Origin of the sequence: Microbacterium sp. SL75, assembly GCF_026625865.1 — a bacterium.
Taxonomy (GTDB): Bacteria; Actinomycetota; Actinomycetes; order Actinomycetales; family Microbacteriaceae; genus Microbacterium.
On sequence record NZ_CP113067.1, the window covers coordinates 2,855,608 to 2,878,864 of the forward strand.

Here is a 23,257-nt window from a genome sequence, read left to right on the forward strand (position 1 = left end):
CCCGACCGAGCCGGGCTCGCGAGACGACGCTCGCGCTCAGAGCGTGCTCCCGTTCTCGTCCCACCACGCGCGGATCTTGTCGAGTGCGTCGACGAAGCGGATCGAGGGGTTGAGCTCGGCGCCGTGCAACGCGATGTAGCGCTTGTTCTTGACGGCGGTCATGGTGCTCGTCAGGGGGTCGCTCTCGAGGAAGGCGATCTTGTCGGCGAGCCGGTCGCCCGGGAAGCGGTCGCGCTGCAGGTCGCCAAGGACGAGAACGTCGGGGTCGGCCGAGACCATGCTCTCCCAGCCGACTGCGGGCCAGTCGTCCGTCTGCGAGGCGAACACGTTGGTCATCTTCGTGGTGGATGCCAGCAGAGCGGCGTTCGAAAAGCCGCCGGCGACGTACGGGGTCTTGGTGTCGGCGAACCAGAAGGCCACGGTGTGGCCCTCGAAGTCGATGCCCTCGGTCGCCGCCGCGGCCCGCTGCTGCAGTGACTGGACCAGCGCTTCGCCACGGTCGGACACGTCGAAGATGCGCGCGAGGTCGCGGATCTCGCCGTAGAGCGTGTCGACCGTGAGGGGCGTGGTGCGCTTTCCTCCGGCGTTGAAGCTCACGTCGCCGTCGCAGTCGGTGGGGGAGAGGTACGAGGCGATCCCGGTCTCGGCGAAGCGATCGCGCGTGGCGACCCCGCCCTGGGCGAAGTGGCGACCGAACGAGGCGGTCACGAAGTCGGGGTCGGTGCCGAGGACGACCTCGTATGAGGGGGCGTTGTCGGACAGACGGGGGACCGCCGCGTTCGCCTCGGCGAGCGAGTCGAGGACCGGATCGGTCCAGGATGCCGTGCCGACCATCCGGTCCTGCAGGCCCAGCGACAGCAGGATCTCGGTGGAGTCCTGGTCCAGGGACACGACACGGCTGGGCGCCTTGTCGACCGTGATCTCGCGCCCGCAGTTCTGAAGCGTCAGCGGGTAGGCGGTGGCGCCTTCTCCGGTCGAGGAGGCCGAGGCTTCGGGGACGACCTCCGACGCGCCGCACCCCGTGAGCAGGGCTGCAGCGGTCACGAGGACGAACGGGAAGGCGAGGGCGCGGGCGCGTGGCATCCGGGAACTCCGTAGGGATCGTGGAACGAGCGGCCCGACGGTGGACCACGGGTAAGGATAGCCTCACTTGCTGCGCGGGCCGGACCGGTCTCTTCGTTCGTGTGGGAGTCCCGTCGCCCGCGGCGTCGTGTGCGGTGTCGCGAATCTGTTGCCGTGTGTGGTTTCGTGTTGTATCGTGTGGGAATCTTCGAAGGGGATCCCCGTGTACGCAATGGAGCGCCAGCAGCTCATCGAGCGCGAACTGCGCGAGATCGGACGTGTCAGCGTCGTCGATCTCGCTCGCCGCTTCGACGTGACCACGGAGACCGTCCGCCGCGACCTCGACCGGCTCGAAGGGCTCGGTTCCCTCCGTCGCGTCCACGGCGGCGCGGTCGACATCGGTCGTGCCAGTACGGCGGAGTCCCCGCTCACCGAGCGTCGGGAGCGTCACCGAGACGCGAAGCGTGCCATCGCCGCCGAGGCCGTGGCCCTGCTCGGCTCCGACTTCCGCGGCTCGATCTTCCTCGACGCGGGTACCACGTCCGCAGCTGTCGCCTCGCTCCTGCCGTCCGCTCTCGGTGCGGGTATCAGCGCCGTCGAGGTCGTGACGCACTCGCTCGAGGCCGCGCACCTGCTCGCCGGCGAAGAACGCCTGTCGCTCACCACGATCGGCGGGCGCGTCCGAGGCGTCACCGCGGCCGCGGTCGGCGCCCACACGGTGCGCACCATCGGCCAGCTCCGCCCCGACATCGCGTTCGTAGGGACGAACGGGCTGAGCGTGGAGTTCGGCCTGAGCACCCCCGACCCTGACGAGGCCGCCGTCAAGGCGGCCATCATCCAGTCCGCCCGTCGCGTCGTTCTCGTCGCCGACGCGGCCAAGTTCGGCGAAGAACTGCTCGTGCGCTTCGCCCGACTCGACGAGCTCGACGTGCTCGTCACCGACGCCGCCCCTCCCGCGGCGCTTTCCGAGGCCCTCGAGGCCGCTGACATCGAGGTGCGCGTCGCATGATCGTCACTCTGACCGCCAACCCCTCCGCGGACCGCGCCGTCGTGCTGTCCGAGGCCCTCCAGCCCGGTGAGATGCAGCGCGCTGTGTCCTCGCGCGAAGACGCCGGAGGCAAAGGCGTGAACGTCGCCCGCGTGGTCTCGGCCGCCGGCGCACCCGCACGCGCGGTGGTGCCGGTCAATGCCCACGACCCGTATCGCATGCTCCTCGAAGACACCGGTATCGCGCTCGACGTGATCGAGGTGGCAGGCCGCGCCCGCGCCAACCTCACCATCACCGATCCCGCGGGTGAGACCACGAAGCTCAACCTCCCCGGCGCCGAGCTCTCGGCCGCCGAGGCCGAGGCCGTCGTCGCGGGAGTCGTCGCCGCCTCCGAAGGGGCCACTTGGCTGGTTCTGGCGGGGTCGCTGCCTCCCGGCGTCCCGACCTCCTTCTACGTGGATCTCATCACCGCCGTGCGTGCGCGGTGGGGGAGCGCCGCTCCGCTCATCGCGGTCGATGCCTCGGGTCCTGCCCTTGCCGCGGTCGTCGAGACCGCGCACCCCGACCTCATCAAGCCCAACCACGAAGAACTCGCCGAGCTCGTCGGAGAAGACCCGGCATCCGACGACGATGTCCTGGCCGCGGCGTCGCGCCGCGCGCAGTCGCTGGTTCCGGGCCGAGTGGCATCCGCCCTCGTGACCCTCGGCGCCGACGGCGCCCTGCTGTTCACGGCCGAGGGAACCTGGCGCGGACGCGCCCCTAAGATCCAGGTCGCCAGCACCGTCGGCGCGGGCGACAGCTCGCTCGCCGGCTACCTGCTCGCCGACCTCGAAGGGGCTTCGGCCCCCGACCGTCTCGCGCGCAGCATCGCCTACGGAGCGGCCGCCGCCACTCTTCCGGGCACGCAGGCGCCGACCCCCGACGATCTGCCCGCGGGTGCGATCGCCGTCACCGAATTCCCCACCCCCATCGCAACATCCTGACCACGGAGGTCACTGACAATGTCCGACATCATCACTCCGGAGCTCGTCACCCTCGACGTGCCCCTGGGCACCGACAAGCAGTCGGTGATCCGCGCTCTGGCCGAGCGCGTCGTCGCGCAGGGCCGCGCGCGCAGTGCGCAAGAGCTGTTCGACGACGCCTGGGCCCGCGAGCAGAAGGACGAGACCGGCCTGCCCGGCGGCATCGGCATCCCGCACGCGCGCAGCGCCTCGGTCACCGAGCCCACCCTCGCCTTCGCGCGGCTGACCCCGGGCGTCGACTTCGGCGCCCCCGACGGCCCCGCCGACATCGTGTTCCTCATCGCGGCACCCGAAGGTGCCGACGAGGCCCACCTCTCGGTGCTGTCGCAGCTCGCGCGCAGCCTCATGAACAACGACTTCATGTCGGGCCTGCGTTCGGCGCAGACGCCCACCGAGGCCGTCCGGATCATCACGGATGCCATCGCCCCGGCCGAGTCGCCGGTCGCGGCCGAAGCTCCCGCCGCCGCGGCGCCGGCCACGACGCGCGCCGAGGCCCGTACGGCCGTGAAGACGAAGAAGATCGTCGCCGTCACCGCCTGCGCGACCGGCATTGCGCACACCTTCATGGCGGCCGACGCGCTCACCGCCGCCGGCGCCGAGACCGAGGGGGTCGAGCTCGTCGTCGAGCCCCAGGGCTCCAGCGGCTACAAGGCGCTCCCGCAGAGCGTCATCGACGACGCCGACGCCGTGATCTTCGCGGTCGACGTCGACGTGCGCGAGCCCCAGCGCTTCGCCGGCAAGCCCGTCGTCCGCGCGGGCGTCAAGCGCGGCATCGAGCAGCCGAAGCAGCTCATCGCCGAGGCCCTCGCCGCGAGCGAGAACCCGAACGCCGCACGCGTGCAGGGCGGTGCCGCCGCGGCATCCGCGTCCGATGCTCCCGTGGCGCAGCAGTCGGTGGGCCGTCGCATCCAGCGGTGGCTGCTCACCGGTGTCAGCTACATGATCCCGTTCGTCGCCGGCGGTGGTCTGCTCATCGCCCTCGGCTTCCTGCTCGGCGGCTACGAGGTCACCAAGAACGCCTCGAACGTCATCATCCAGAACTCGCTCTGGGCTCTCCCGACCGAGGGCATCACCTCGTCGTTCGGTCCGGTGGGGCAGTACCTCGGTTCGGTCGCCTTCATGATCGGTGCGACCTCGATGGGCTTCATCGTGGCCGTTCTCGCGGGCTTCATCGCGTACGCCATCGCCGACCGCCCCGGTATCGCCCCCGGCTTCGTCGCGGGTGCCGTGGCCGTCCTGATGAACGCCGGCTTCATCGGCGGCATCATCGGCGGTCTGCTCGCGGGCTTCATCGCCTGGTGGCTCGGTCGCTTCGACGCCCCGCGGTGGCTGCGCGGCCTCATGCCCGTCGTGATCGTGCCGTTCCTGGGATCGATCTTCGCCTCGGGCCTGATGATCCTCTTCCTCGGCCGACCGATCGCCGCCCTCATGGCCGCCCTCACCGACGGTCTGACCTCGCTCGCCGCCAGCGGCGCAGGTGCCATCGTGCTCGGTGTCATCCTCGGTCTGATGATGTGCTTCGACCTCGGTGGACCCGTCAACAAGGTCGCATACGTCTTCGCCACGACCGGCCTGGCCGCCGCGACCCAGACGAACACCACGCCGTACCTCATCATGGCCGCGGTCATGGCCGCCGGTATGGTCCCGCCGCTCGCGATGGCCCTCGCCTCGACGCTGCTCGCCCGCAAGAAGTTCACCCCGGTCGAGCGCGAGAACGGCGCGGCCGCTTGGCTGCTCGGCGCCTCGTTCATCTCCGAGGGCGCGATTCCGTTCGCCGCTGCCGACCCGCTGCGCGTGATCCCCGCCTCGATGGTGGGCGGCGCGATCACGGGTGGTCTGAGCATGCTGCTCTCGGTGCAGTCGTTCGCCCCCCACGGCGGGATCTTCGTCTTCTTCGCGATCAACCCCTTCTGGGGTTTCGCCCTCGCAATCGTGGCAGGTACCGTCGTGACTGCGCTGATCGTCGTCGCCCTCAAGGGCATCGGCCGCAGCACGCAGGACGCCGCCGTCGCCGAGGCTGCTCCCGCAGCCACGGTCGCCGCGTAACACCCCGTCGAATCGGAAGGATTCACCATGGCAGAACGTCAGGCCACCATCGCGAGCGCCTCGGGCCTCCACGCACGCCCCGCGAAGCTCTTCGTGCAGGCCGTGCAGGAGAAGAAGATCCCCGTCACGATCGCCGCCGAGGGCGGTGCCGACCTCAACGCCGGCAGCATCCTCTCGCTCATGGGCCTCGGTGCCGGTCACGGCACCGTTGTGACGCTGAAGGCCGAGGGCGACGGCGCCGAGCAGGCGCTCGACGAGCTCGTCGCCCTTCTGGAGACCGATCTCGACGCGCAGTAAGCGCTTCCTCGCAGAACGCCGGATGCCACGGGCCCAGGGCTCGTGGCATCCGGCGTTTCTGCGGGATCGAGGCGTACGAAACTCCCGAGAAGTCGACGACGGACGCTGATCTTCGAAGGTTCGGGACGAACTCCCGCGAACTTCTCAGGAGTTCGGCACGCGGCCGTCAGACCTCGACGGAGTCGCCCGGCTTGAGGTCGACGAACGAGCCGCCGTTCTGCTCGACGGCCCAGGTGAGGCGTGCGTCACCCATCTGCTTGCCGGCGACCGAGAGGGTCATGTCGTGGGTGGCGAAGACGCGCTCCGGCTTGACCGCGAGCACGTAGTCGATGGCGTCGCCGACCTTGAGCCACGGGGCGCCGACGGGGGCGGCGAGCAGCTGAACCTTCTTGTGCTTGGGGACCGCGAACGAGTCGCCCGGGTAGTACACCGCGTCGTTGACGAGGACGCCGACGTTGTCGACCACGGGGATCGAGGAGTGGATGACCTCGTGCTTCCCGCCGAAGAACTCCAGGTGGAAGGGCCCGAGGTCGAGGGTGTCGCCCGGGTGGACCACGGTGACGTCGAAACCGGCCGCGGCGTCGCGCACCCCTTCGGGTCCGTAGATCGGCACGCCGGGGTGGGCCTTCTGCAGGCGCGTGAGGTGATCCGGCGTCCAGTGGTCGGCGTGTTCGTGGGTGATGACGATGCCGTCGAGGTTCGTCAGGTCTTCGAGGGGCGAGGTGAAGCTGCCCGGGTCGATCACGAGCGAGTGACCGGATTCGGCGAGGACGAGGGCGGCGTGTTCGTGCTTCGTGAGGCGCATGAGACGAGTCAACTCCTGCACGCCGGAGCGGGGCAAGCGCTGGCGCGGGGGGTGAACAGCGTCTAACGGCTCTTCCGTGAGAGGCCATCTCGCGGTACCGTGGCCGGACACGCCCGAGAAGTCGGTGGCTCGGCCTCGATTTTGCGTGGGCGTCAACTGTCATGCATACTTGAATGGTTGACGACGCGGCCCCATCGTATAGCGGCCTAGTACGCCGCCCTCTCACGGCGGTAACGCGGGTTCGAATCCCGCTGGGGTCACCAACACGAAAATGCCTCGACCGCATGGTCGGGGCATTTTCGTGTTGGCAGGGGATGCCCGGACTTCGCAACAGAATCGGAGACGTGCACCACCATCGGATGCCAGGACTCCCGGCATCCGATTCTGTTGCTTCGATCCGAATCCGGTGCGGAGTAAGCGCGGCTCAGCTTTCGCGTGCGGCTCGGCGGCACCGCACCAGGGGGCGCACCCCCCCACACCACCGCCAGGACCACGCCCGCCACCGCGATCCACGGCAGCAGGAACCCGAGGCCGACGACGATCCCGTTCAGCGGGAGCGCCCTTATACCGACGGACGCTCGTCTCATGCGAGAGAAGCTGATGAGTCTGCTCGTCGCTGTGTGGCCTGATGCCATCACGGTCGCCGTGTCATCGGCCTACGCGCCGAGCTAACCGCCGCGAATGTCAATATCAAGGCAGCTCTGCCGTATCACCCAGCGGTGAAAGGAGTGCTGGCTGTAGCCAACGCCAGCCCTGGTGCGCCGCCTACGCGGTGTGCCGAGTGGACAGCTTGTTCGAGCACATTGTCATCGCGACCGCACAGAGAGACGTGGCCTGACTGGGATTCGTGGGAATTGAAGTGTCGTGGCGAACCGGCTGCGTGCCCCGCCTGAGAACTCGGGGCGTCTCGGAGTTCTCAGGACCGATATCGAGGGGTTCGTCATGCCTCGCCCGGCTCACGCAGTGGAGGCTTTCAGAGGGCGCGCGACAGCAGCTTGGCGGGGCCGGTTGCCTTCCTCGATATCGGCCCGCGGAGCCAGTTCTGCGGCATTGCTTCGCTGATCCCGAAATCGGTCACGATCTGTTCGATGGTGACGCCGCTTTGAGGCCCACGGGCGGCCACCGAAACGCCCTCGCCAAGCCCCTGGGATTGGGACGGGCCGCGACGGCGTCCTCCCCGCCAGCACCTGACGGAACGAGCGATCAGTTGTCACCAATCCGTTCCGCTCGCCCGCTCGTTCTTCCCTAAAGAGTGGCCAGAGCAAAAGCTTCCTGGACAGCCGCCCCAAGCTGCGCCGCCGTGGGGCTATCCAGCCTGACCCGATGGTCAGTGAGCGGAGTGAAGCCGCTTCGTGCGCCGCCATTGTGGGCGGGCGTTACCAGGACGTGCGTCAGTGCACCAGCTTCATAGAAACCGTGCACCTTTACCTCTCGAACCCCCTTCGCGTATGCAGCGTAGGAGGGGAGCTTCAACCACTCCAGTAGTTCAGCGTCAGGCGGGTTGTGTCGTAGGTCACGGGCAGGCAGCACGGTGGACGCGGCCTCGTCGGTCGCTGCCATGACGGTCTGTCCAAGCGAAATGTCGTCATCGGCATCCGTAAGGACCTTTGGGAGACCGCTCAGAATCATCGCACCCTCCGTCGTGCGGGCCATCACATGGACGAGAAGAGTGCCGTCCGGTCGTAGGTCGATGTTGACCACTCCGTAGGTTTGACTCACCGAATGACCTCCACAGTCAGGCGTACGCCCTTCTCTAGTGCGTAGTCCTTCATGCTATTCAGAACAGCCTGCTGCTCAGCCGTCGCCGTGCGGGGAACCGCGAGCTGCAACTCGCGACCTTGTATGGCGATATCGTCGATTTCTCGACCGCCCCAGGTCGCACCCTTGAACTCAGCAAGTCTATCGATGTACCCCCTCAGGGTGCCGCGGAGACGAGACGGAACGAGATACGTCTTCGAAGCTAGATCGATGCTCTTGATGCTCGTCGCGACGCCGGTCGCGTCGTTGAACCGGTCGATGGTGGGGAAGGACGCCGGGAGGTTGCCTCCCAGGCGAGCCTCAATGGCGAATCCCCGAGGGGAGGGGCCGAAGGGCCAAGGGGACTTAGCGAGTTTGTCCGCCAGCGCGGTCAGCTTCTCCGCTGCGCCGGTGACGCTGGCTGTGGCTGCGACGGAGGGCGTCCGGGCGGCTATCGCCCGGAGTCCGTCGCTCGTTGCGTCGAGGGAGCGCCAGGCGAGACCTGCGGCGGCGGCCCTCGCACCTTCGGCTAGGCGTACGACGATTTCGACGAACCGGACCGTGTACTTACTGGCGTTGAAGACAGCGACGCCGTGTCCAACGAGCAGGCCCGCCCCTTCCGTAGCCGCGCCAGCGGCTAGGGCGATTGCTTCGATGGCTGCGGTCTCTGCGAGGAAGAGAGCGACTTGTTTGCGCAGTTCGTTCTGCGCATCGTCGATGTGCTGAGCAAGCGTCTCGGCAGAGTCCGCGATGGCTCGTGCCTGCGCGGCGATGTCGGTCAGCGAATCGCCCACCGTGATGCAGACACCTCGGGCGGAATCCACCTCCGGCGACTCCTCATCCGCAAGCGCGGTGAGGGCAGACGATATCGAGGGCCAGGCGCTTTCGAGCGTGGTGGCGCAGTCTCTCCAGGCGAGCGCGAGGGCGCGCAGTTTCGTAGGGTCGCCGTCCGGCCAAATGACCGCTACATACTTCTGAATGTCTAACCAGCCGTTTGGTGGGCCGAGCGAGCCACCCGCGACGCTGGGAACGGAGACGCAGACACCGAACGCCGGTGCATCGACGGCGATCGGCGCCTGGAGCATAGCGCCGAGCGCGTTCGAGTCCGCATCCGCGGACGCGTGATTCAAGCCCGTCTGCCGGAGCAACCCGCTCACCGTGAGCGCGGCGGCCACCGCGTCGTTGATGGCCTGAGCGACGGCGGGAGCGGTCTGGTCGTACGCCTGCGCCCACGCTGCCCCCGAGGGGTCATTGCCCGCGATGCGTCCTGAGTCAGCGAGGGTAGCGCCGAGGGCAGATTCAGCGTCGCTGAGCGTCCGGGCGACGTTGGCGCCGAACTTCGTCGACGCCGCGTACCAGGCGTCGGGGTCAACGGTGATGAGCACTGGTCACCCCCACATCCGTGAGTTGGCATCCACCGCCGCGTCGTAGTTCGCTCGTGCGCCGTCGAGCAGTCGGCGCATCCCGGCCAGAGCCTCCGCCATCTCGCGAGAGTCGTCGGCCCAGGAGGTGTGGGCGAGCGTGTGGGCGTCCGACGCTTCACCGTCCCACGTCCCGTGAAGGCGATGAGAGGCTGCGTTCGCGTCTTCGAGAGCCTGCGTGACGCTGCGGGTGATGCTTGTCAGCTCCTCGACGAACTCCGAAAGCTGCGCGAGATGGACCGAGTGCCTCATCGCTGACCGCCCGCAGGCAGATTCGATCCCAGGGTGCGGGCGGCATCGCGGCTGGCCTGCTCAGCAGCGGCAATATCAGCGGTTGCGCCTCGCAACGCGGCGGTCAGGCGGGAGAGTTCCTCCGTACTTCCCGTTGCTGCTGTGAACCACGCGTCGAAGAGCGGCCGGAACGCGGAGGCCGCATCCCCTGTCCACCCGACGGCGAGGAGGTCTTCGACGCGCTCGCGCACTTGCCGGACTCGAGCGGATAGGTCATCCGAAGCCTCATCGAGACGCGTCGTCTCCGAAACGAGCGCCTGAAAATCAGCCCGAATTTCCATGCGGCCAGGGTACACACGTGCCGTCGCCCCAGAAAGGTAACCGGGAGGCGCTGTGCGCCTCACATGCGGGTCAGTACGGCAAGGGATCCGAGCGAGCACCCGTCACCGCAAATGGCTCCTGCGGGCACTCGCGGAACCGGGAGAAAAGCGTTCACGAGCTTCTCGGGGTGGATGCGCACCGCGACGGGTTCGGATACGTCGAACGGATTCGGATGCCAGGACTCCCGGCATCCGATTCCGTTGCTCCGATCCGAATCCGGTGCGGAAGAGGCGCGGCTCAGCTTTCGCGTTCGGCTCGGCGGCGCCGCACCAGGAGGCGCACCCCCCACACCACCGCCAGGACCACGCCCGCCACCGCGATCCACGGCAGCAGGAACCCGAGGCCGATCACGATCCCGTTCAGCGTGGCCACCAGTCCGTTCCAGCCGGCGCCGAGGCCGTCGCCGAAGCCGGCGGGGTCGGCGGCGACGGCGGGGGAGCGCTCGACGAATTGCACGCTCAGAGACGACATCGCGACCTGCGACTCGACCGACTGCAACACCTGGCGGTCGGAGTCGAGCTGCGCCTGCCGCTCGGCGAGAGCGGACTCGGCGGTGATCAGGTCCGACACCGACCCGGCCTGCGCCAACAGCTGCGTCAAGCGCGCCACCGAGGCCTCGCCGGCCGCGACGCGAGCGCGCAGGTCGACCGTCTGCTCGGTCACGTCGGAGCGGCTGACCGTCGTGGCGGTGACCTCTCCGACCTGGCGCAGGTCGTCCATCGTGCTCGTGAGGGCGGCCGCCGGAACGCGCACGGTGATCCATCCCGAGGATGCCGTGGGGCCCGTCACCGCGCCCTCGTACGGCACCGCGCCGATCGCGCCGCCCAGCTGCGAAGACTCGACGTATCCACCCGCCCCGGTCGCGGAGGCGCCGATCGCGGCGATCGCCGCAGCGATGTCGTCCACCTCGACGGTGCTCGACGCGGTGGCGACGATGTCTCGGGTCGCCGTGTCGCGCGCCGCTGCATCACCCGCAGCGGCCTCGGAAGACGAGGCTGACCCCCCGGCACCCTGACCCGGGTCCACCGGTACGAGGGGTGGGTTCTGGGCGGCTCCGCTCGAGTGCTGCTCGCTGGCCCCGACGATGGCGCTCGATCCGCTGGACCCCGAGGTGGCGGCCAGCGAGGGGCCCACAAACGCGGCGACCGCGACCACGGCGGCCGCGGCCCCGGCGCCCGTCCAGATCCCGCGACGACGGCGGCGCGTACGCTCGCGCTCGTCGGCGATCCTTCCGAAGACCGCGGCCTCGATGGCATCCATCCGATCGGCGGGGAGAGGGGGAAGAGTGTGCGCGGTCATGGGGTCTCCGTCTCGATCGCTGTGGCGCGCACCCGGGAGCGGATGCGCGAGAGCCGGTTGCGGACGGTGCCGTGCGAGACGCCCAGCGAGACGGCGGCGGCTTCGTATCCGTAGCCCTCGGCGGCGCACAGGCGGAAGATCTCGCGGTCGAGGTCGCTCAGGCGGTCGACCTCGGCGAGGATCGCCGACACCGTGTGCGCCTGCACGACCTGGGCTTCGACGTCGACGGCTGACGGGATCTCATCGCTCAGCGCGGCGTGCGAGCTGTGACGGCGGCGAGCGCGCAGACGGTTCTGCGCCTGCAGACGGCAGACGGTCGCGAGCCAGGGCAGCAGGGACTCGCCCTCGAGCCGCAGCGACGGGATCTTCCGCCAGGCGACCACGAAGGTCTCCTGCACGACGTCCTCCGCGTCCGCGGCTTCGCCGACGAGCCCGAGGGCGATCCAGTAGACCGGCCGCGCGTATGCCCGGTACAGCTCGCGATACGCGACCTCCGACCCGCCGGCGGCGCGCGCCACGAGGGCCCTGTCGTCGATGACTCCGTGGGTCATGGCATCCGTTCCGCCCTCCGGGTGAGCCCCGGGAAAGCACTCTCTCACTCAGGGGTGTCCGGGCGCGCCGGATCGTCTCACGGATGTACGCACGCAATGAGCTCTACGTGCACAAGCCCCTGTGCGAACGGGGCCGACGGATAAACTCGAGCGTTTCCCCCGATGAAAGGCCCCGCGATGGAGCTGCAGCTCGACCCCCTTTTCCAGACGATCACGCTCGTCGTGCTCGTGCTGATCCTGGTCGCCGACCTGCTGATCATCCTCAAGCGCCCGCACATCCCTGCGGCGAGGGAGTCGACGCTCTGGGTCGTGTTCTACGTGACGCTGGCGTTGATCTTCGCGGGTGTGCTGTGGATCGTCGCCGGGGGAGAGGTCGCCGGGCAGTTCGTCGCGGGCTGGCTGACCGAGTACAGCCTGTCGATCGACAACCTCTTCGTGTTCGTGCTGATCATGGGGCAGTTCGCGGTGCCGCGCCGGTATCAGCAGGAGGTGTTGATGGTGGGCATCATCATCGCGCTCATCCTGCGCGGCGCTTTCATCCTGGTCGGCGCGACCATCATCGAGAATTTCAGTCCGATCTTCTACCTCTTTGGCGCGTTCCTCGTCTACACGGCGATCCGCCAGGCGTTCCCGGGCGACGACCACGACGACGATTCGCAGAAAGAGAACCTCATCGTGCGGACACTGCGTCGGGTGCTGCCGATGAGCGATGCGTACGACGGCAAGAAGGTCATCACGCGAATCGGCGGGAAGAAGCTCTTCACCCCGATGATCATCGTGTTCGTCGCGATCGGTGTGACCGACCTGCTGTTCGCGATCGACTCGATTCCCGCGATCTTCGGCATCACGCAGAGCCCGTTCATCGTCTTCACGGCGAACCTGTTCGCGCTCATGGGTCTGCGTCAGCTGTACTTCCTGCTGGGCGACCTGCTCGACCGCTTGAAGTTCCTGCACTACGGGATCGCCTTCATCCTCGCCTTCATCGGCGTGAAGCTCATCCTGCACGCGATGCACGTCAACGAGTTGTCGTTCATCAACGGCGGCGAGCCGATCGAGTGGGCTCCCGAGATCTCGACGTGGGTGTCGCTCGCCGTGATCGTGCTGTCGATGGCGGTCGCGACGATGGCGAGCCTCATCGCCGCGCGCCGGGAGCCCGCGTCCGTCGAGGGCCCCCAGGATGCCGCGGCCGATGTCGCCGACGAGAAGGGGACGCCGCGCACGGTCGATCAGCCGAAGGGCGACTGACGCGTCGCCGCACACTCCGCTTGTCCCGGTGGATGCGCTGCGTGTCCCAGAAGTGGTTGCCTGTGCGGCCTGCGGACGACCATAAGTGGGACATGGCCGTCGTCTCGCCGCGCGACACCGCCCCTGTCCCGGTGGATGCGCTGCGTGTCCCAGAAGTGATTGCCCGAGCAGCCCCGAGACAACCACGATTGGGACATGGGGGTGATCCGGCGTCGAGCCGTCTGCGCCGGCCCCGGCATCCGGGACCTAGAACGCGCGCAGGTTCGCCTGCAGGCCGCCGTCGACGAACTCCTCGCGGAGGATGCCGCGTCGGCGGAGAATCGGCACGAGGTCGTCGAGCACGCGGTGCACGGTGACCGGGTGCAGGTCTCCCCACAGAAGGACGCCGTCGTTGCCCCACTCGCCCAGTTCCTCGATGCGGTCGGCGAACTCGTCCGCCGTGCCGACGAAGCCCGAGCCGTCGCGGAGGCGCCCCACGCGCGCGTGCGCGCCCAGAAGCGTCCGTAACGGAGTGTCGGCGTCGTGCTTTCCGACGAGGCGGTTGATGCTGCCCTCCGACACGTGCTCGCCGAAGATCGACCGGTCGAGAGGCTTGTCGAGGTCGAGGCCGGTGAGATCGGTCTCGAGATCGCTCGACTGCTTGCGCGCGATGGCGACCAGCGCGTCCTCGGAGGGGTTGGCGGATGCCGCGACCAGGCGATCGGCTTCTTCCGGGGAAGACACGAGCACGGGCTGGATCGCGAAGAGGATGTTGATGTCGGACGCGGCGCGCCCCGCAGCCTCGGCTGCCGCGTGGATGCGTCCGCGATAGGCCCGGATGCTCTGCTCGTCGAGAGGCGCGAGGGCCAACTGCACGTCGGAGTTGTGTCCCGCGAACGACAGGCCGCGACCGGATCCGCCGGGGGAGACGATCGCGGGCGCGCCGTCGGTGAAGGGCACCGCGTTCAGCGGCCCGTCGAAGCCGAAGTGCTCACCCCGGTGCTGCACCGCCGCGAGCTTCGTACCGTCGGCGTAGATCCCCGTCTCTTCGTCGGCGACGAGGGCGCCCTCGCCCCAGCTGTCCCAGAGCTTCCGGATGCCGTCGAGCCACTCCTCGGCCCGGTCGTAGGCCGCGTCGTGCCCGAGCTGCGGCGCGGTCGAGAAGTGGCGCGCGCTACCGGTGTCGGTCACGACGTTCAGGCCGAGACGGTGGCCGCTCAGGTGCTGCAGCGTCGCGAACTGCCGGGCGGCGGTGTACGGCAGGTAGGCGGCCGGGTTGACCGTCGGCACCACGCCCAGGTGCTGCGTCGCCGCGAACAGGTACGGCGCGAGCAGCAGCGGGTCGTGCTTGGGTCCGCCGAAGGCGTGACGCACCCGCAGGTCGATCGTGTCGGCGCTGCCGAGCGAGGGCGCGTCCTCGATGATCAGCAGGTCGAATCCGGCCTGCTCAAGCGTCCGCGCCGAGTCCTGATAGAGCCCCGGCTCACTCCAGCGGTGGTTCCAGCGCAGGTAGGGGTGCCCCCATCCGTGCGGACCGAAACCGCGCGCGAGGAACCAGCCGAAGTGCTGCAGACGGCTCACAGCACGACCGTCTCGCGCTCGACGACGGGGACGCCCACGAGGGCCTGCTCGAGGTCGGCGAGCAGGTCGTCGATGTCTTCGATGCCGATCGACAGCCTGATCGTGCCGGGGGACACCCCCGCGCGCCGGCGTTCCTCGACCGTCCGGGCCGAATGCGAGGTGCTCTGCGGGTGCAGCACGAGCGAGCGGACGTCGCCGAGGTGGGTCATGTGCGTGATGAGCTCGACCGACTGCACGACGTGGCGCGCTGCCTCGAGGCCGCCGCGCAGGGTCACGGTGAACACCGACCCGGTGCCGCGCGTGAGGTACCGCCGACCGAGGTCGAAGTCCGGGTGCGACTCGAGACCCACGTGGTCGACGCGCTCGACCTCGGGGCGCTGTTCGAGCCATCGGGCGACGGCCAGGGCGTTCTGCGACTGACGTTCCACGCGCAGGCTCAGCGTCTCGATGCCCTGACCGATGAGGAAGGCGTTCAACGGCGACGGCGAGGGACCGAACCGCGGCGCGGCACTCTCGCGGATGTAGGCGCCGCGGGCGCGGGCGCCGTGCCGCTCTGCGAAGCTCGCCCCGCCGAGGCGGTCGGTCTGCACGAGATGGGGGAAGAGATGACCGGATGCCGCGGCGTCGAAGCGACCGTCGTCGACGATCACCCCGCCGAGCACCGCACCCTGCCCCGCGAGGAACTTGCTCGCCGAGTGCACGACGACGGCGGCGCCGTGCTCGAGGGGACGCAGGAGATAGGGCGTGGTGAACGTGCTGTCGACGACGAGGGGGATGCCGCGCTCCCGCCCGATCGCCGAGACGGCGGCGATGTCGAGAACGTCGTTGCGGGCGTTCGAGAGCGTCTCGGCGAACAGTGCGCGCGTGCGGGGGGTGATGGCATCCCGCCATGCGGCGAGATCGCCCGTGGGCACGAAGGTGGTCTCGATGCCGAGCCGCGCGAGGTTGTCGAGGAGCAGGCCGCGCGTGCCCTCGTAGATGTGCTCCGAGACGACGACGTGGTCGCCGGCCCCGGCCAGGGCCAGCAGGGCGACGGTGACGGCCGCTTGCCCGCTCGAGACGAGAACGGCCTGGTCGCCGCCCTCGAGGCAAGCGAGGCGCTCCTCGACGGCCTGGATCGTGGGGTTGCCGGTGCGCGTGTAACCGAAGCCGGTGCCGGTGCCGAAGTGTTCGGCCGAGGCGTCGAGACTGTCGAAGGTGAAGCCCGCCGTGAGGTAGATCGGCGTGGCCCGCGGCGAGGCGTGGGCGGTGGCCGAGCCCGCGTGCACCTGACGCGTCGAGAATCCGATGTCGGCGTTCGCGGCCATGGGTCACGCTCCGTTTCGCGGGGGCGGGGCGGGCTCGCGGGTCGGGCCCGTTCCCGAGGGGTGTTCGGGATCGGCCCAGGCTCGCACGGGGGAGTCGTCGGCGACGAAATGTGCGGCGCTCTGTTACGGGCGGCACCCACGTCGCGGACGCCGTGGCGCGGCCGGCACGGGTGAGCCCGGTGGTATCGTGACCGGGTGCGGATCGCTCGCCTCCTCCTTAGCGGCCGCGACGAGACCTTGTCCTAGGCCTTTCTCGTCGCGGAGTTCGTCGCGGGCCTCACACCCCTTCCGAGGAGAAACGCAAACATGAGCAGCACCCCGATCGATGGCATCCGGATCCCGGACCGCCCCCGCACCCTGGCCGAGAAGGTCTGGGACGACCACCTCGTGGTCAAGGGCGAGAACGGCCAGCCCGATCTGATCTACATCGACCTCCACCTCGTGCACGAGGTCACCAGCCCCCAGGCCTTCGACGGTCTGCGCGCCGAGGGGCGCCCCGTGCGGCGGCTCGATCTGACGATCGCCACCGAGGACCACAACACCCCGACGCTCGACATCGACAAGCCGATCGCCGACCTGACCAGCCGCACGCAGATCGACACCCTGCGCCGAAACGCCGAGGAGTTCGGCGTGCGCATCCACTCGCTCGGCGACAAAGAGCAGGGCATTGTCCACGTCGTGGGCCCGCAGCTCGGGCTCACCATGCCGGGCATCACCGTCGTATGCGGCGACTCGCACACCTCTACCCACGGTGCGTTCGGCGCGATGGCGTTCGGCATCGGCACGAGCGAGGTCGAGCACGTGCTCGCCACGCAGACACTGCCGCTGAAACCGTTCAAGACGATGGCGATCACCGTCGAGGGCGACCTCAAGCCCGGCGTCACCGCGAAAGACATCATCCTCGCGATCATCGCCAAGATCGGCGCCAACGGCGGGCAGGGCTACGTGCTCGAGTTCCGCGGCAGCGCCATCCGCTCCCTCTCGATGGAGGGACGCATGACGATGTGCAACATGTCGATCGAGGCCGGCGCACGAGCCGGCATGATCGCCCCCGATGAGACGACCTTCGCCTACGTCAAGGACAAGCCCCACGCCCCGCAGGGCCGGGACTGGGACGACGCGGTCGCTTACTGGCGCACCCTGCCCAGCGACGAGGGCGCCGTCTACGACGCCGAGGTCTTCCTCGACGCGAACGAGCTCGAGCCCTTCGTCACGTGGGGCACGAACCCGGGCCAGGGCGTCTCGCTGTCGGACGTCGTTCCGACGCCGTCCGAGATCGCCGACCCCAACGAGCGTGCCGCCGCCGAGCGCGCCCTCGAGTACATGGACCTTCAGGCCGGCACGCCGATGAAGGACATCCCCGTGGATGCCGTGTTCATGGGCTCGTGCACGAACAGCCGTATCGAGGACCTCCGTGCCTTCGCCTCCGTCATCCAGGGCCGCACCAAGGCCGAGAACGTCCGCGTCATGGTCGTTCCCGGATCGGCGCGCGTGCGCCTCGAGGCCGAGGCAGAAGGCCTCGACAAGGTCTTCGTCGACTTCGGTGCCGAGTGGCGCTTCGCCGGGTGCTCGATGTGCCTGGGCATGAACCCCGATCAGCTGGCTCCGGGGGAGCGCTGCGCGTCGACCTCCAACCGCAACTTCGAGGGCCGCCAGGGCAAGGGCGGGCGCACCCACCTCGTCTCGCCGCTGGTCGCGGCCGCGACCGCCGTGCGCGGAACCCTGTCCAGCCCCGCGGACCTCGATCCCGTCCGCACCGAGACCGTTTCGACCGGGGCGGAGGCCTGACATGGAGAAGTTCACCACGCACACCGGTGTCGCCGCTCCGCTGAAGCGCTCGGCGGTCGACACCGACCAGATCATCCCGGCCGTCTTCCTCAAGCGCGTCACCAAGACCGGCTTCGACGACGCCCTGTTCGCCAACTGGCGCCAGGACCCGGACTTCGTCCTGAACCAGGACGCCTACCGCTCGGCATCCGTCCTCGTCGCCGGCCCCGACTTCGGGACGGGTTCGAGTCGCGAGCACGCCGTGTGGGCGCTGCGCGATTACGGCTTCCAGGTGGTGCTCAGCCCCAAGTTCGCCGACATCTTCCGCGGGAACTCGGGCAAGCAGGGCCTGGTCACGGGCGTGATCACCGAAGACGAGGTCGAGCAGATCTGGGCGGTGATCGAGGCGAATCCGGGCATCGAGATGACCGTGGACCTTACCGCGAAGACCGCCACGGTGGGCGACCTCCAGGTCTCGTTCGAGATCGACGATTACACTAGGTGGCGGCTTCTCGAAGGGCTCGACGACATCGGGCTCACGCTGCGTGACGAAGACAAGATCACGCAGTTCGAGGCGCGCCGCGAGGCATGGCGGCCGCGGACCCTCCCGGTCCGCTGAGCCCGATCGACCCGATCGGGTCGATCTGCCGCCCCTCGTCCACGAAGTGAGGTCCACCCCCCATGAGCACACTCGTCACCGATTCCGGAGATCAGAATCCCGGACAGCCCGATTGGGAGGCGGCAGAGACCCTCTCGATCCGCGGCGGCCGACCGCTGCGGGGGACCGTCGAGGTCAAGGGCGCCAAGAACCTGGTGACCAAGGCCATGGTGGCGGCCCTGCTGGGCGAGACCACGAGCACGCTTCGCGACGTGCCGATGATCAGCGACGTGAAGGTCGTGCGTTCGCTCCTCGAGGTTCACGGTGTCACGGTGACCGAGGGCGACGAGGAGGGCACGCTGCACCTCGATCCCTCGGGCGCCGTCGCCGCGCACTTCGAAGAGATCGATGCGCACGCGGGTGCGTCGCGCATCCCGATCCTGTTCTGCGGTCCGCTGCTGCACCTGCTCGGTGAGGCGCTCATCCCCGACCTCGGCGGATGCCGCATCGGCGACCGTCCCATCAACTTCCACATGGACGCCCTGCGCGCGTTCGGTGCGGTCGTCGACAAGAGCTACGAGGGCATCCGCATCACCGCCCCCAACGGCCTGCACGGCGCGAACATCACGCTGCCCTACCCGAGCGTCGGCGCGACCGAGCAGGTTCTGCTCACCGCTGTCCGGGCCAAGGGCGTGACCGAGCTGCGCAACGCGGCGATCGAGCCCGAGATCATGGACCTCATCGCGGTGCTACAGAAGATGGGCGCGATCATCTCGTACGAGCCCAACCGCGTCATCTTCATCGAGGGCGTCGACAAGCTCGTCGGCTACGACCACCGCGCGATCTTCGACCGCAACGAGGCCGCATCCTGGGCGTGCGCGGCCCTGGCCACCGACGGCGAGATCTTCGCCAAGGGCGCCCGCCAGCAGGACATGCTGACCTTCCTCAACGTCTTCCGGAAGGCCGGCGGATGGTTCGACGTCCGAGAGGACGGCATCCTGTTCCGTCGCGGTGAGGCCCTCAAGCCCGTGATGGTCGAGACGGACGTGCACCCGGGCTTCATGACCGACTGGCAGCAGCCGCTCATCGTCGCCCTCACGCAGGCTCCTGGGACCTCCACCGTGCACGAAACCGTGTACGAGAACCGCCTGGGCTTCACCGAGGCGCTGAACAAGATGGGCGCCGACATCGTCGTGCACCCCAAGGGCATCTCGAGCCCCGACCGCCGCGTTCCCCGTCGCGACCTCGAGCAGGCGGCCGTCATCAACGGGCCGACGCCGCTGCACGGCGCCGACGTCGAGGTGCCCGACCTCCGCGGCGGCTACAGCTACGTGATCGCGGCTCTCGCGGCCGAGGGCGAATCGACGGTGCGCAACATCGGCATCATCCGTCGCGGGTACGAGAAGTTCCTCGAGAAGCTCACGGCTCTCGACGCCGACTTCGACGTCGTGGGCTGACGCCGGTGGCTTCGAACCCCGAGAAGAGCCGGCCGAGCGCCTTCTGGCCGCTCGCGGCGATCATCGTCCCCCTCACGGGGCTCTTCGCCCGGATCGAGATCCGCGGTGCGGAGAACCTCCCTCGCGAGGGCGCCTACGTTCTCGCTCCGAACCATAACTCGGAGTTCGATCCCGTGATCGTGGCGGTCGCCGTCTGGCGACTCGGTCGCGCCCCGCGGTTCATGGCGAAAGAGAGTCTCTTCAAGGTCCCCGTGCTCGGCGCCGCGCTCCGCGCGACGGGGATGGTCCCCGTGCCCCGGGCTTCGACGAGCGCGAACCAGTCGATGAAGGCCGCCGAGCAGATCGCCCGCGACGGCCGCGGCGTCATCGTCTACGCCGAGGGCACCCTCACGCGCGACCCCGACCTGTGGCCGATGCGCGGCAAGACGGGCGCGGTGCGCCTCGCCCTCGCCGGCGACCTGCCGCTCATCCCCATGGCGCAGTGGGGCGTGCAGCAGATCCTCCCGCGGTACGGGAAGCTGAAGTTCCCCCGCCGCTCGCACGTGATCGTCGAGTTCGGGCCCGCCATGGACATGAGCGCCTATACGGCGACGCCCACGCAGCCGGCCACGCTGACGAAGGCGACCGACGCGATGATGAACGAGGTCACGGCGATGCTCTCCGGCATCCGGGGCCTGCCCGCCCCCGCGGAGCGCTGGAACCCGTCGCAGCACGGGCAGAACGAGACGGGCCGCCTTGAGCCGTAAGAGCGCCCTGCCCGTCGCGGGCCCGAAGGTCGCCGTCGTCGGCGCCGGAAGCTGGGGAACGACGTTCGGCAAGATCCTCGCCGACGGCGGCGCCTCCGTCGTCATGTGGGCGCGTCGTCCCGAGCTCGCGGCCGAGATCACCGAGTCCAAGCGCAACAGCAGGTACCTCCCGGGTATCAACCTGCCGCGCACGATGACCGCGACGACGGACCTGGCCCAGGCGCTGAACGGTGCGGAGCAGATCTACCTCTCGGTGCCCAGCCAGTCGCTGCGCGAGAACCTCGCCGCCATCAAGCCGCTCGTCGAGCACACCGACGTGCCGATCGTCTCGCTCATGAAAGGCGTCGAGAAGTCGACCGGCCTGCGCATGAGCCAGGTCATCGAACAGGTTCTGCAGTGCGACCCCGCCCGCATCGCGGTGGCATCCGGTCCGAACCTCGCCCTCGAGATCGCGCGCGAGCAGCCGACCGCAGCCGTCATCAGCTCGCTCAGCCCCGAGACCGCCGAGGCCGTCGCCCGTCGCGCGCGCAACCGGTACTTCCGCTCGTTCGTGAACACCGACGTGATCGGCACCGAGTTCGGCGGGGTGCTGAAGAACCTCATCGCGGTGGCGATCGGCATCGTCGACGGCGTCGGGTACGGCGAGAACACGAAGGCGTCGATCATCACGCGCGGGCTCGTCGAGATGACCGACTTCGCGGTCGCGCAGGGCGCGCAGCCCGAGACGCTCCAGGGCCTGGCGGGCCTCGGCGACCTCATCGCGACGTGCCAGTCGCCGCTGAGCCGCAACAACACCGCGGGGCGCCTGCTCGGCCAGGGCTACGGCTACAAAGAGGTCGTCGCCCAGATGCAGCAGACCGCCGAGGGGCTGGCATCCGTGGCTCCCGTGCTCCAGCTCGCGAAGCAGGTCGGCGTCGACATGCCCATCGTGCAGCAGGTGAAGATGGTGCTCGACGGGACGATGGATCCGCGGGACATCGCACCGCACCTGACGACAGACGACGACCAGCCGCAGGGCGAGAGGACGCAGAATGACCAAACCGGTGGTGGTGGTGCTCTTCGGCGGGCGCTCCAGCGAGCATTCGATCAGTTCCGCCACGGCGGGCGGGGTGCTGCGGGCGATCGACCGTGACCGCTTCCGGGTGATCCCGGTCGGCATCACCCGTGACGGCGCCTTCGTCCTCGAAGACGACGACCCCGACAAGTTCGCGCTCATCCCCGACGCGCTGCCCGAGGTGCGCGACAACGGCACGCGCGTGCGTCTGCCCGACTCGACGCTGTCGCGGGAGTGGACCGTGACCGATGGCGGGCGCACGCGCTCGCTCGGAGACGTCGATGTCGTGCTGCCGATCCTGCACGGGCGGTTCGGCGAGGACGGCACGGTGCAGGGTCTGCTCGAGCTGCTCGGCATCCCGTACGCGGGCGGTGGTGTGCTCATGTCGGCGATCGGCATGAACAAGCACGTGACCAAGCAGGTGCTCCGCGCGGCGAACGTACCGGTCGTGCCGTGGGTCGCCGTCACCCGGGCCGACCTCGCTCGCGACCGCGAGCTGTGGCAGCGCCGTATCCGCGCCCTCGACCTGCCCGTGTTCGTCAAGCCGAACGAGGCCGGATCCAGCGTGGGCGTGACGAAGGTCTCGCGCTGGGAGGACCTCGATGCCGCCTTCGACACCGCCTTCGCGGAAGACGGCCTCGTGCTCGTCGAACAGGCGATCGTCGGTCGCGAGGTCGAGTGCGGCGTGTTGCCCGGGCGCGACGGCGGACCGGTACGCGTGAGCGTGGCCGGCGAGATCGTCGTGACGGGCCGGGAGTTCTACGATTTCGAGGCGAAGTATCTGGGAGCGGCGGGCGTCGACCTGGTGTGCCCTGCCGATCTGAGCGACGGCGAGTTGGCCGCGATGCAGCGGATCGCCGCACAGGCGTTCGAGGCGATCGGCGGGCAGGGCCTGGCACGCGTCGACTTCTTCTACACCGGCACCGAGTTCTACGTGAACGAGGTGAACACCATGCCCGGGTTCACCCCGATCTCGATGTTCCCCACGTGCTGGATCGCGTCGGGACTGTCGTACCCCGATCTCATCAGCGACCTGCTCGACGCAGCGCTCGAGAGGGCCTGAGCCGCCACCCGGCGTGCCCGGCAGGTCGGCCGGTAAAAACGCCGTCGCCGGGGTCGATCGCGTCGGCGTGGCGGGATGGTCCCGCCCTCGTGCTGCGTCTCCGCGCCTGTCAGGGCGTGGGCGTCGGAGTCGGCGACGCCGTCGCGTCGGATGCCGAGGTGCACACCGCCCCGGTCGCGGGCAGATACGAGCGGATGAGGGGCCCGAGAGCCTGCGCGACGTCGGCGCTGCTCGCGGCCGAGTAGTCGAGATAGATCTGGACGGCGGGGCTGCGGCCGAAGGTCGTGAGCGTATAGCGGTTCTCGGACGCCTGTGACTCGTCGACGAGCCAGTCCACGCCGTCGAACGCTCGGCATGGCAGGGTCGAGGGGCCCGGCGTCTCGAGACCGCAGGTCATGAGGATCGCCGAGGGATCCCCCCACGCTCCGGTCGACTGCGCGTCGGTCCACCGCCGCTCCAGGCCGGAGATCGTCTTCGGCAGGCGCGAGGTGATCTCGGCGCAGGCGGGGTTGTTCGCGTCCTTCGCCGGCTGCATCGCGACCGTGGTGCTGCACGCCGCGAGTCCCGGGAGGAGAGCGGCGGCGGCGAGGAGCGCGAGGAGGCGGGAGGAGCGGGGCACC

22 protein-coding genes and 1 tRNA gene are annotated in these 23,257 nt (G+C 69.1%); 12 read left to right on the forward strand and 11 right to left on the reverse strand.

Annotated elements, in window-relative coordinates; all coding sequences use genetic code 11:
- Nucleotides 1-36 precede the first annotated feature (36 nt).
- Nucleotides 37-1,083 carry an ABC transporter substrate-binding protein gene (locus OVA17_RS13480; protein WP_267787073.1) on the reverse strand — a complete coding sequence of 349 codons (1,047 nt, stop codon included), beginning with the start codon at nt 1,081-1,083 and terminating at the stop codon, nt 37-39.
- A 202-nt stretch (nt 1,084-1,285) separates the two neighbouring features.
- Between OVA17_RS13480 and OVA17_RS13485 the strand changes: the two genes are divergently transcribed.
- The 4 genes from OVA17_RS13485 to OVA17_RS13500 are packed head-to-tail and all read left to right on the forward strand — an operon-like array spanning nt 1,286 to nt 5,415.
- Nucleotides 1,286-2,071 carry a DeoR/GlpR family DNA-binding transcription regulator gene (locus OVA17_RS13485; protein WP_210074589.1) on the forward strand — a complete coding sequence of 262 codons (786 nt, stop codon included), beginning with the start codon at nt 1,286-1,288 and terminating at the stop codon, nt 2,069-2,071.
- Nucleotides 2,068-3,033, forward strand: coding sequence for a 1-phosphofructokinase family hexose kinase (locus tag OVA17_RS13490; RefSeq protein WP_267787074.1), 966 nt, complete (start codon nt 2,068-2,070; stop codon nt 3,031-3,033). Before OVA17_RS13485 ends, OVA17_RS13490 begins: the two co-directional genes overlap by 4 nt.
- 18 nt (nt 3,034-3,051) lie before the next feature.
- Nucleotides 3,052-5,118 (forward strand): PTS fructose transporter subunit IIABC, encoded by a 2,067-nt coding sequence (locus OVA17_RS13495; protein WP_267787075.1) that lies wholly within the window; start codon nt 3,052-3,054, stop codon nt 5,116-5,118.
- A gap of 27 nt (nt 5,119-5,145) precedes the next feature.
- Entirely contained in the window at nt 5,146-5,415 is a 270-nt protein-coding gene (locus OVA17_RS13500; protein WP_055836516.1) for an HPr family phosphocarrier protein, read from the forward strand.
- Between the two features lie 166 nt (nt 5,416-5,581).
- On the opposite strand, the gene OVA17_RS13505 is transcribed toward OVA17_RS13500, so the two are convergent.
- The gene (locus OVA17_RS13505) at nt 5,582-6,220 is read right to left on the reverse strand and encodes an MBL fold metallo-hydrolase (protein WP_267787076.1); all 639 of its coding nucleotides are present in this window, start codon (nt 6,218-6,220) and stop codon (nt 5,582-5,584) included.
- A gap of 187 nt (nt 6,221-6,407) precedes the next feature.
- On the opposite strand from OVA17_RS13505, the gene OVA17_RS13510 reads away from it, so the two are divergent.
- Nucleotides 6,408-6,483: transfer RNA gene (locus OVA17_RS13510), tRNA-Glu, on the forward strand.
- Between the two features lie 982 nt (nt 6,484-7,465).
- Here OVA17_RS13510 and OVA17_RS13515 read toward each other — a convergent pair.
- The 6 genes from OVA17_RS13515 to OVA17_RS13540 form a co-directional block, all read right to left on the reverse strand.
- The gene (locus tag OVA17_RS13515) at nt 7,466-7,939 is read right to left on the reverse strand and encodes a hypothetical protein (protein WP_267787077.1); all 474 of its coding nucleotides are present in this window, start codon (nt 7,937-7,939) and stop codon (nt 7,466-7,468) included.
- Complete coding sequence (locus OVA17_RS13520) at nt 7,936-9,342, reverse strand: hypothetical protein (protein WP_103208844.1); 1,407 nt, start codon at nt 9,340-9,342, stop codon at nt 7,936-7,938. The genes OVA17_RS13515 and OVA17_RS13520 overlap by 4 nt, the downstream gene beginning before the upstream one ends.
- A gap of 3 nt (nt 9,343-9,345) precedes the next feature.
- Entirely contained in the window at nt 9,346-9,630 is a 285-nt protein-coding gene (locus tag OVA17_RS13525; protein WP_267787078.1) for a WXG100 family type VII secretion target, read from the reverse strand.
- Nucleotides 9,627-9,950: a WXG100 family type VII secretion target gene (locus OVA17_RS13530; RefSeq protein WP_141378450.1), complete on the reverse strand. Its 324-nt coding sequence runs from the start codon at nt 9,948-9,950 to the stop codon at nt 9,627-9,629. The genes OVA17_RS13525 and OVA17_RS13530 overlap by 4 nt, the downstream gene beginning before the upstream one ends.
- A gap of 277 nt (nt 9,951-10,227) precedes the next feature.
- Nucleotides 10,228-11,289: a DUF4349 domain-containing protein gene (locus OVA17_RS13535; RefSeq protein ID WP_267787079.1), complete on the reverse strand. Its 1,062-nt coding sequence runs from the start codon at nt 11,287-11,289 to the stop codon at nt 10,228-10,230.
- Entirely contained in the window at nt 11,286-11,840 is a 555-nt protein-coding gene (locus OVA17_RS13540) for an RNA polymerase sigma factor (RefSeq protein WP_267787080.1), read from the reverse strand. The genes OVA17_RS13535 and OVA17_RS13540 overlap by 4 nt, the downstream gene beginning before the upstream one ends.
- 177 nt (nt 11,841-12,017) lie before the next feature.
- Here OVA17_RS13540 and OVA17_RS13545 point away from each other — a divergent pair, with 177 nt between their 5' ends.
- Nucleotides 12,018-13,085: a TerC family protein gene (locus OVA17_RS13545; protein WP_267789403.1), complete on the forward strand. Its 1,068-nt coding sequence runs from the start codon at nt 12,018-12,020 to the stop codon at nt 13,083-13,085.
- A gap of 246 nt (nt 13,086-13,331) precedes the next feature.
- Here OVA17_RS13545 and OVA17_RS13550 read toward each other — a convergent pair whose 3' ends face one another.
- Both OVA17_RS13550 and OVA17_RS13555 read right to left on the reverse strand, forming a co-directional pair.
- On the reverse strand, nt 13,332-14,645 hold the full coding sequence (locus tag OVA17_RS13550; RefSeq protein WP_267787081.1) for an LLM class flavin-dependent oxidoreductase: 1,314 nt from the start codon (nt 14,643-14,645) through the stop codon (nt 13,332-13,334).
- Nucleotides 14,642-15,952, reverse strand: a complete 1,311-nt coding sequence (locus tag OVA17_RS13555) for an O-acetylhomoserine aminocarboxypropyltransferase/cysteine synthase family protein (RefSeq protein WP_210074604.1) — start codon at nt 15,950-15,952, stop codon at nt 14,642-14,644. The genes OVA17_RS13550 and OVA17_RS13555 overlap by 4 nt, the downstream gene beginning before the upstream one ends.
- A 306-nt stretch (nt 15,953-16,258) precedes the next feature.
- On the opposite strand from OVA17_RS13555, the gene leuC reads away from it, so the two are divergent.
- From leuC to OVA17_RS13585, 6 genes are all read left to right on the forward strand, one after another.
- Entirely contained in the window at nt 16,259-17,740 is a 1,482-nt protein-coding gene (leuC, locus tag OVA17_RS13560; protein WP_267787082.1) for a 3-isopropylmalate dehydratase large subunit, read from the forward strand.
- 1 nt (nt 17,741) lies between these two features.
- Nucleotides 17,742-18,338: a 3-isopropylmalate dehydratase small subunit gene (gene leuD, locus OVA17_RS13565; RefSeq protein ID WP_210074607.1), complete on the forward strand. Its 597-nt coding sequence runs from the start codon at nt 17,742-17,744 to the stop codon at nt 18,336-18,338.
- A gap of 62 nt (nt 18,339-18,400) precedes the next feature.
- Nucleotides 18,401-19,774, forward strand: a complete 1,374-nt coding sequence (gene murA, locus OVA17_RS13570) for a UDP-N-acetylglucosamine 1-carboxyvinyltransferase (protein ID WP_144785342.1) — start codon at nt 18,401-18,403, stop codon at nt 19,772-19,774.
- Between the two features lie 5 nt (nt 19,775-19,779).
- Nucleotides 19,780-20,520: a lysophospholipid acyltransferase family protein gene (locus tag OVA17_RS13575; RefSeq protein WP_210074609.1), complete on the forward strand. Its 741-nt coding sequence runs from the start codon at nt 19,780-19,782 to the stop codon at nt 20,518-20,520.
- Nucleotides 20,510-21,652 (forward strand): NAD(P)H-dependent glycerol-3-phosphate dehydrogenase, encoded by a 1,143-nt coding sequence (locus tag OVA17_RS13580; protein WP_210074611.1) that lies wholly within the window; start codon nt 20,510-20,512, stop codon nt 21,650-21,652. The genes OVA17_RS13575 and OVA17_RS13580 overlap by 11 nt, the downstream gene beginning before the upstream one ends.
- Nucleotides 21,552-22,637 (forward strand): D-alanine--D-alanine ligase family protein, encoded by a 1,086-nt coding sequence (locus tag OVA17_RS13585; RefSeq protein ID WP_267787083.1) that lies wholly within the window; start codon nt 21,552-21,554, stop codon nt 22,635-22,637. Before OVA17_RS13580 ends, OVA17_RS13585 begins: the two co-directional genes overlap by 101 nt.
- Nucleotides 22,638-22,746: 109 nt before the next feature.
- Here the strand turns inward: OVA17_RS13585 and OVA17_RS13590 are convergent, their stop codons facing one another.
- Nucleotides 22,747-23,256, reverse strand: coding sequence for a DUF3515 domain-containing protein (locus OVA17_RS13590; RefSeq protein WP_267787084.1), 510 nt, complete (start codon nt 23,254-23,256; stop codon nt 22,747-22,749).
- Nucleotide 23,257 lies beyond the last annotated feature (1 nt).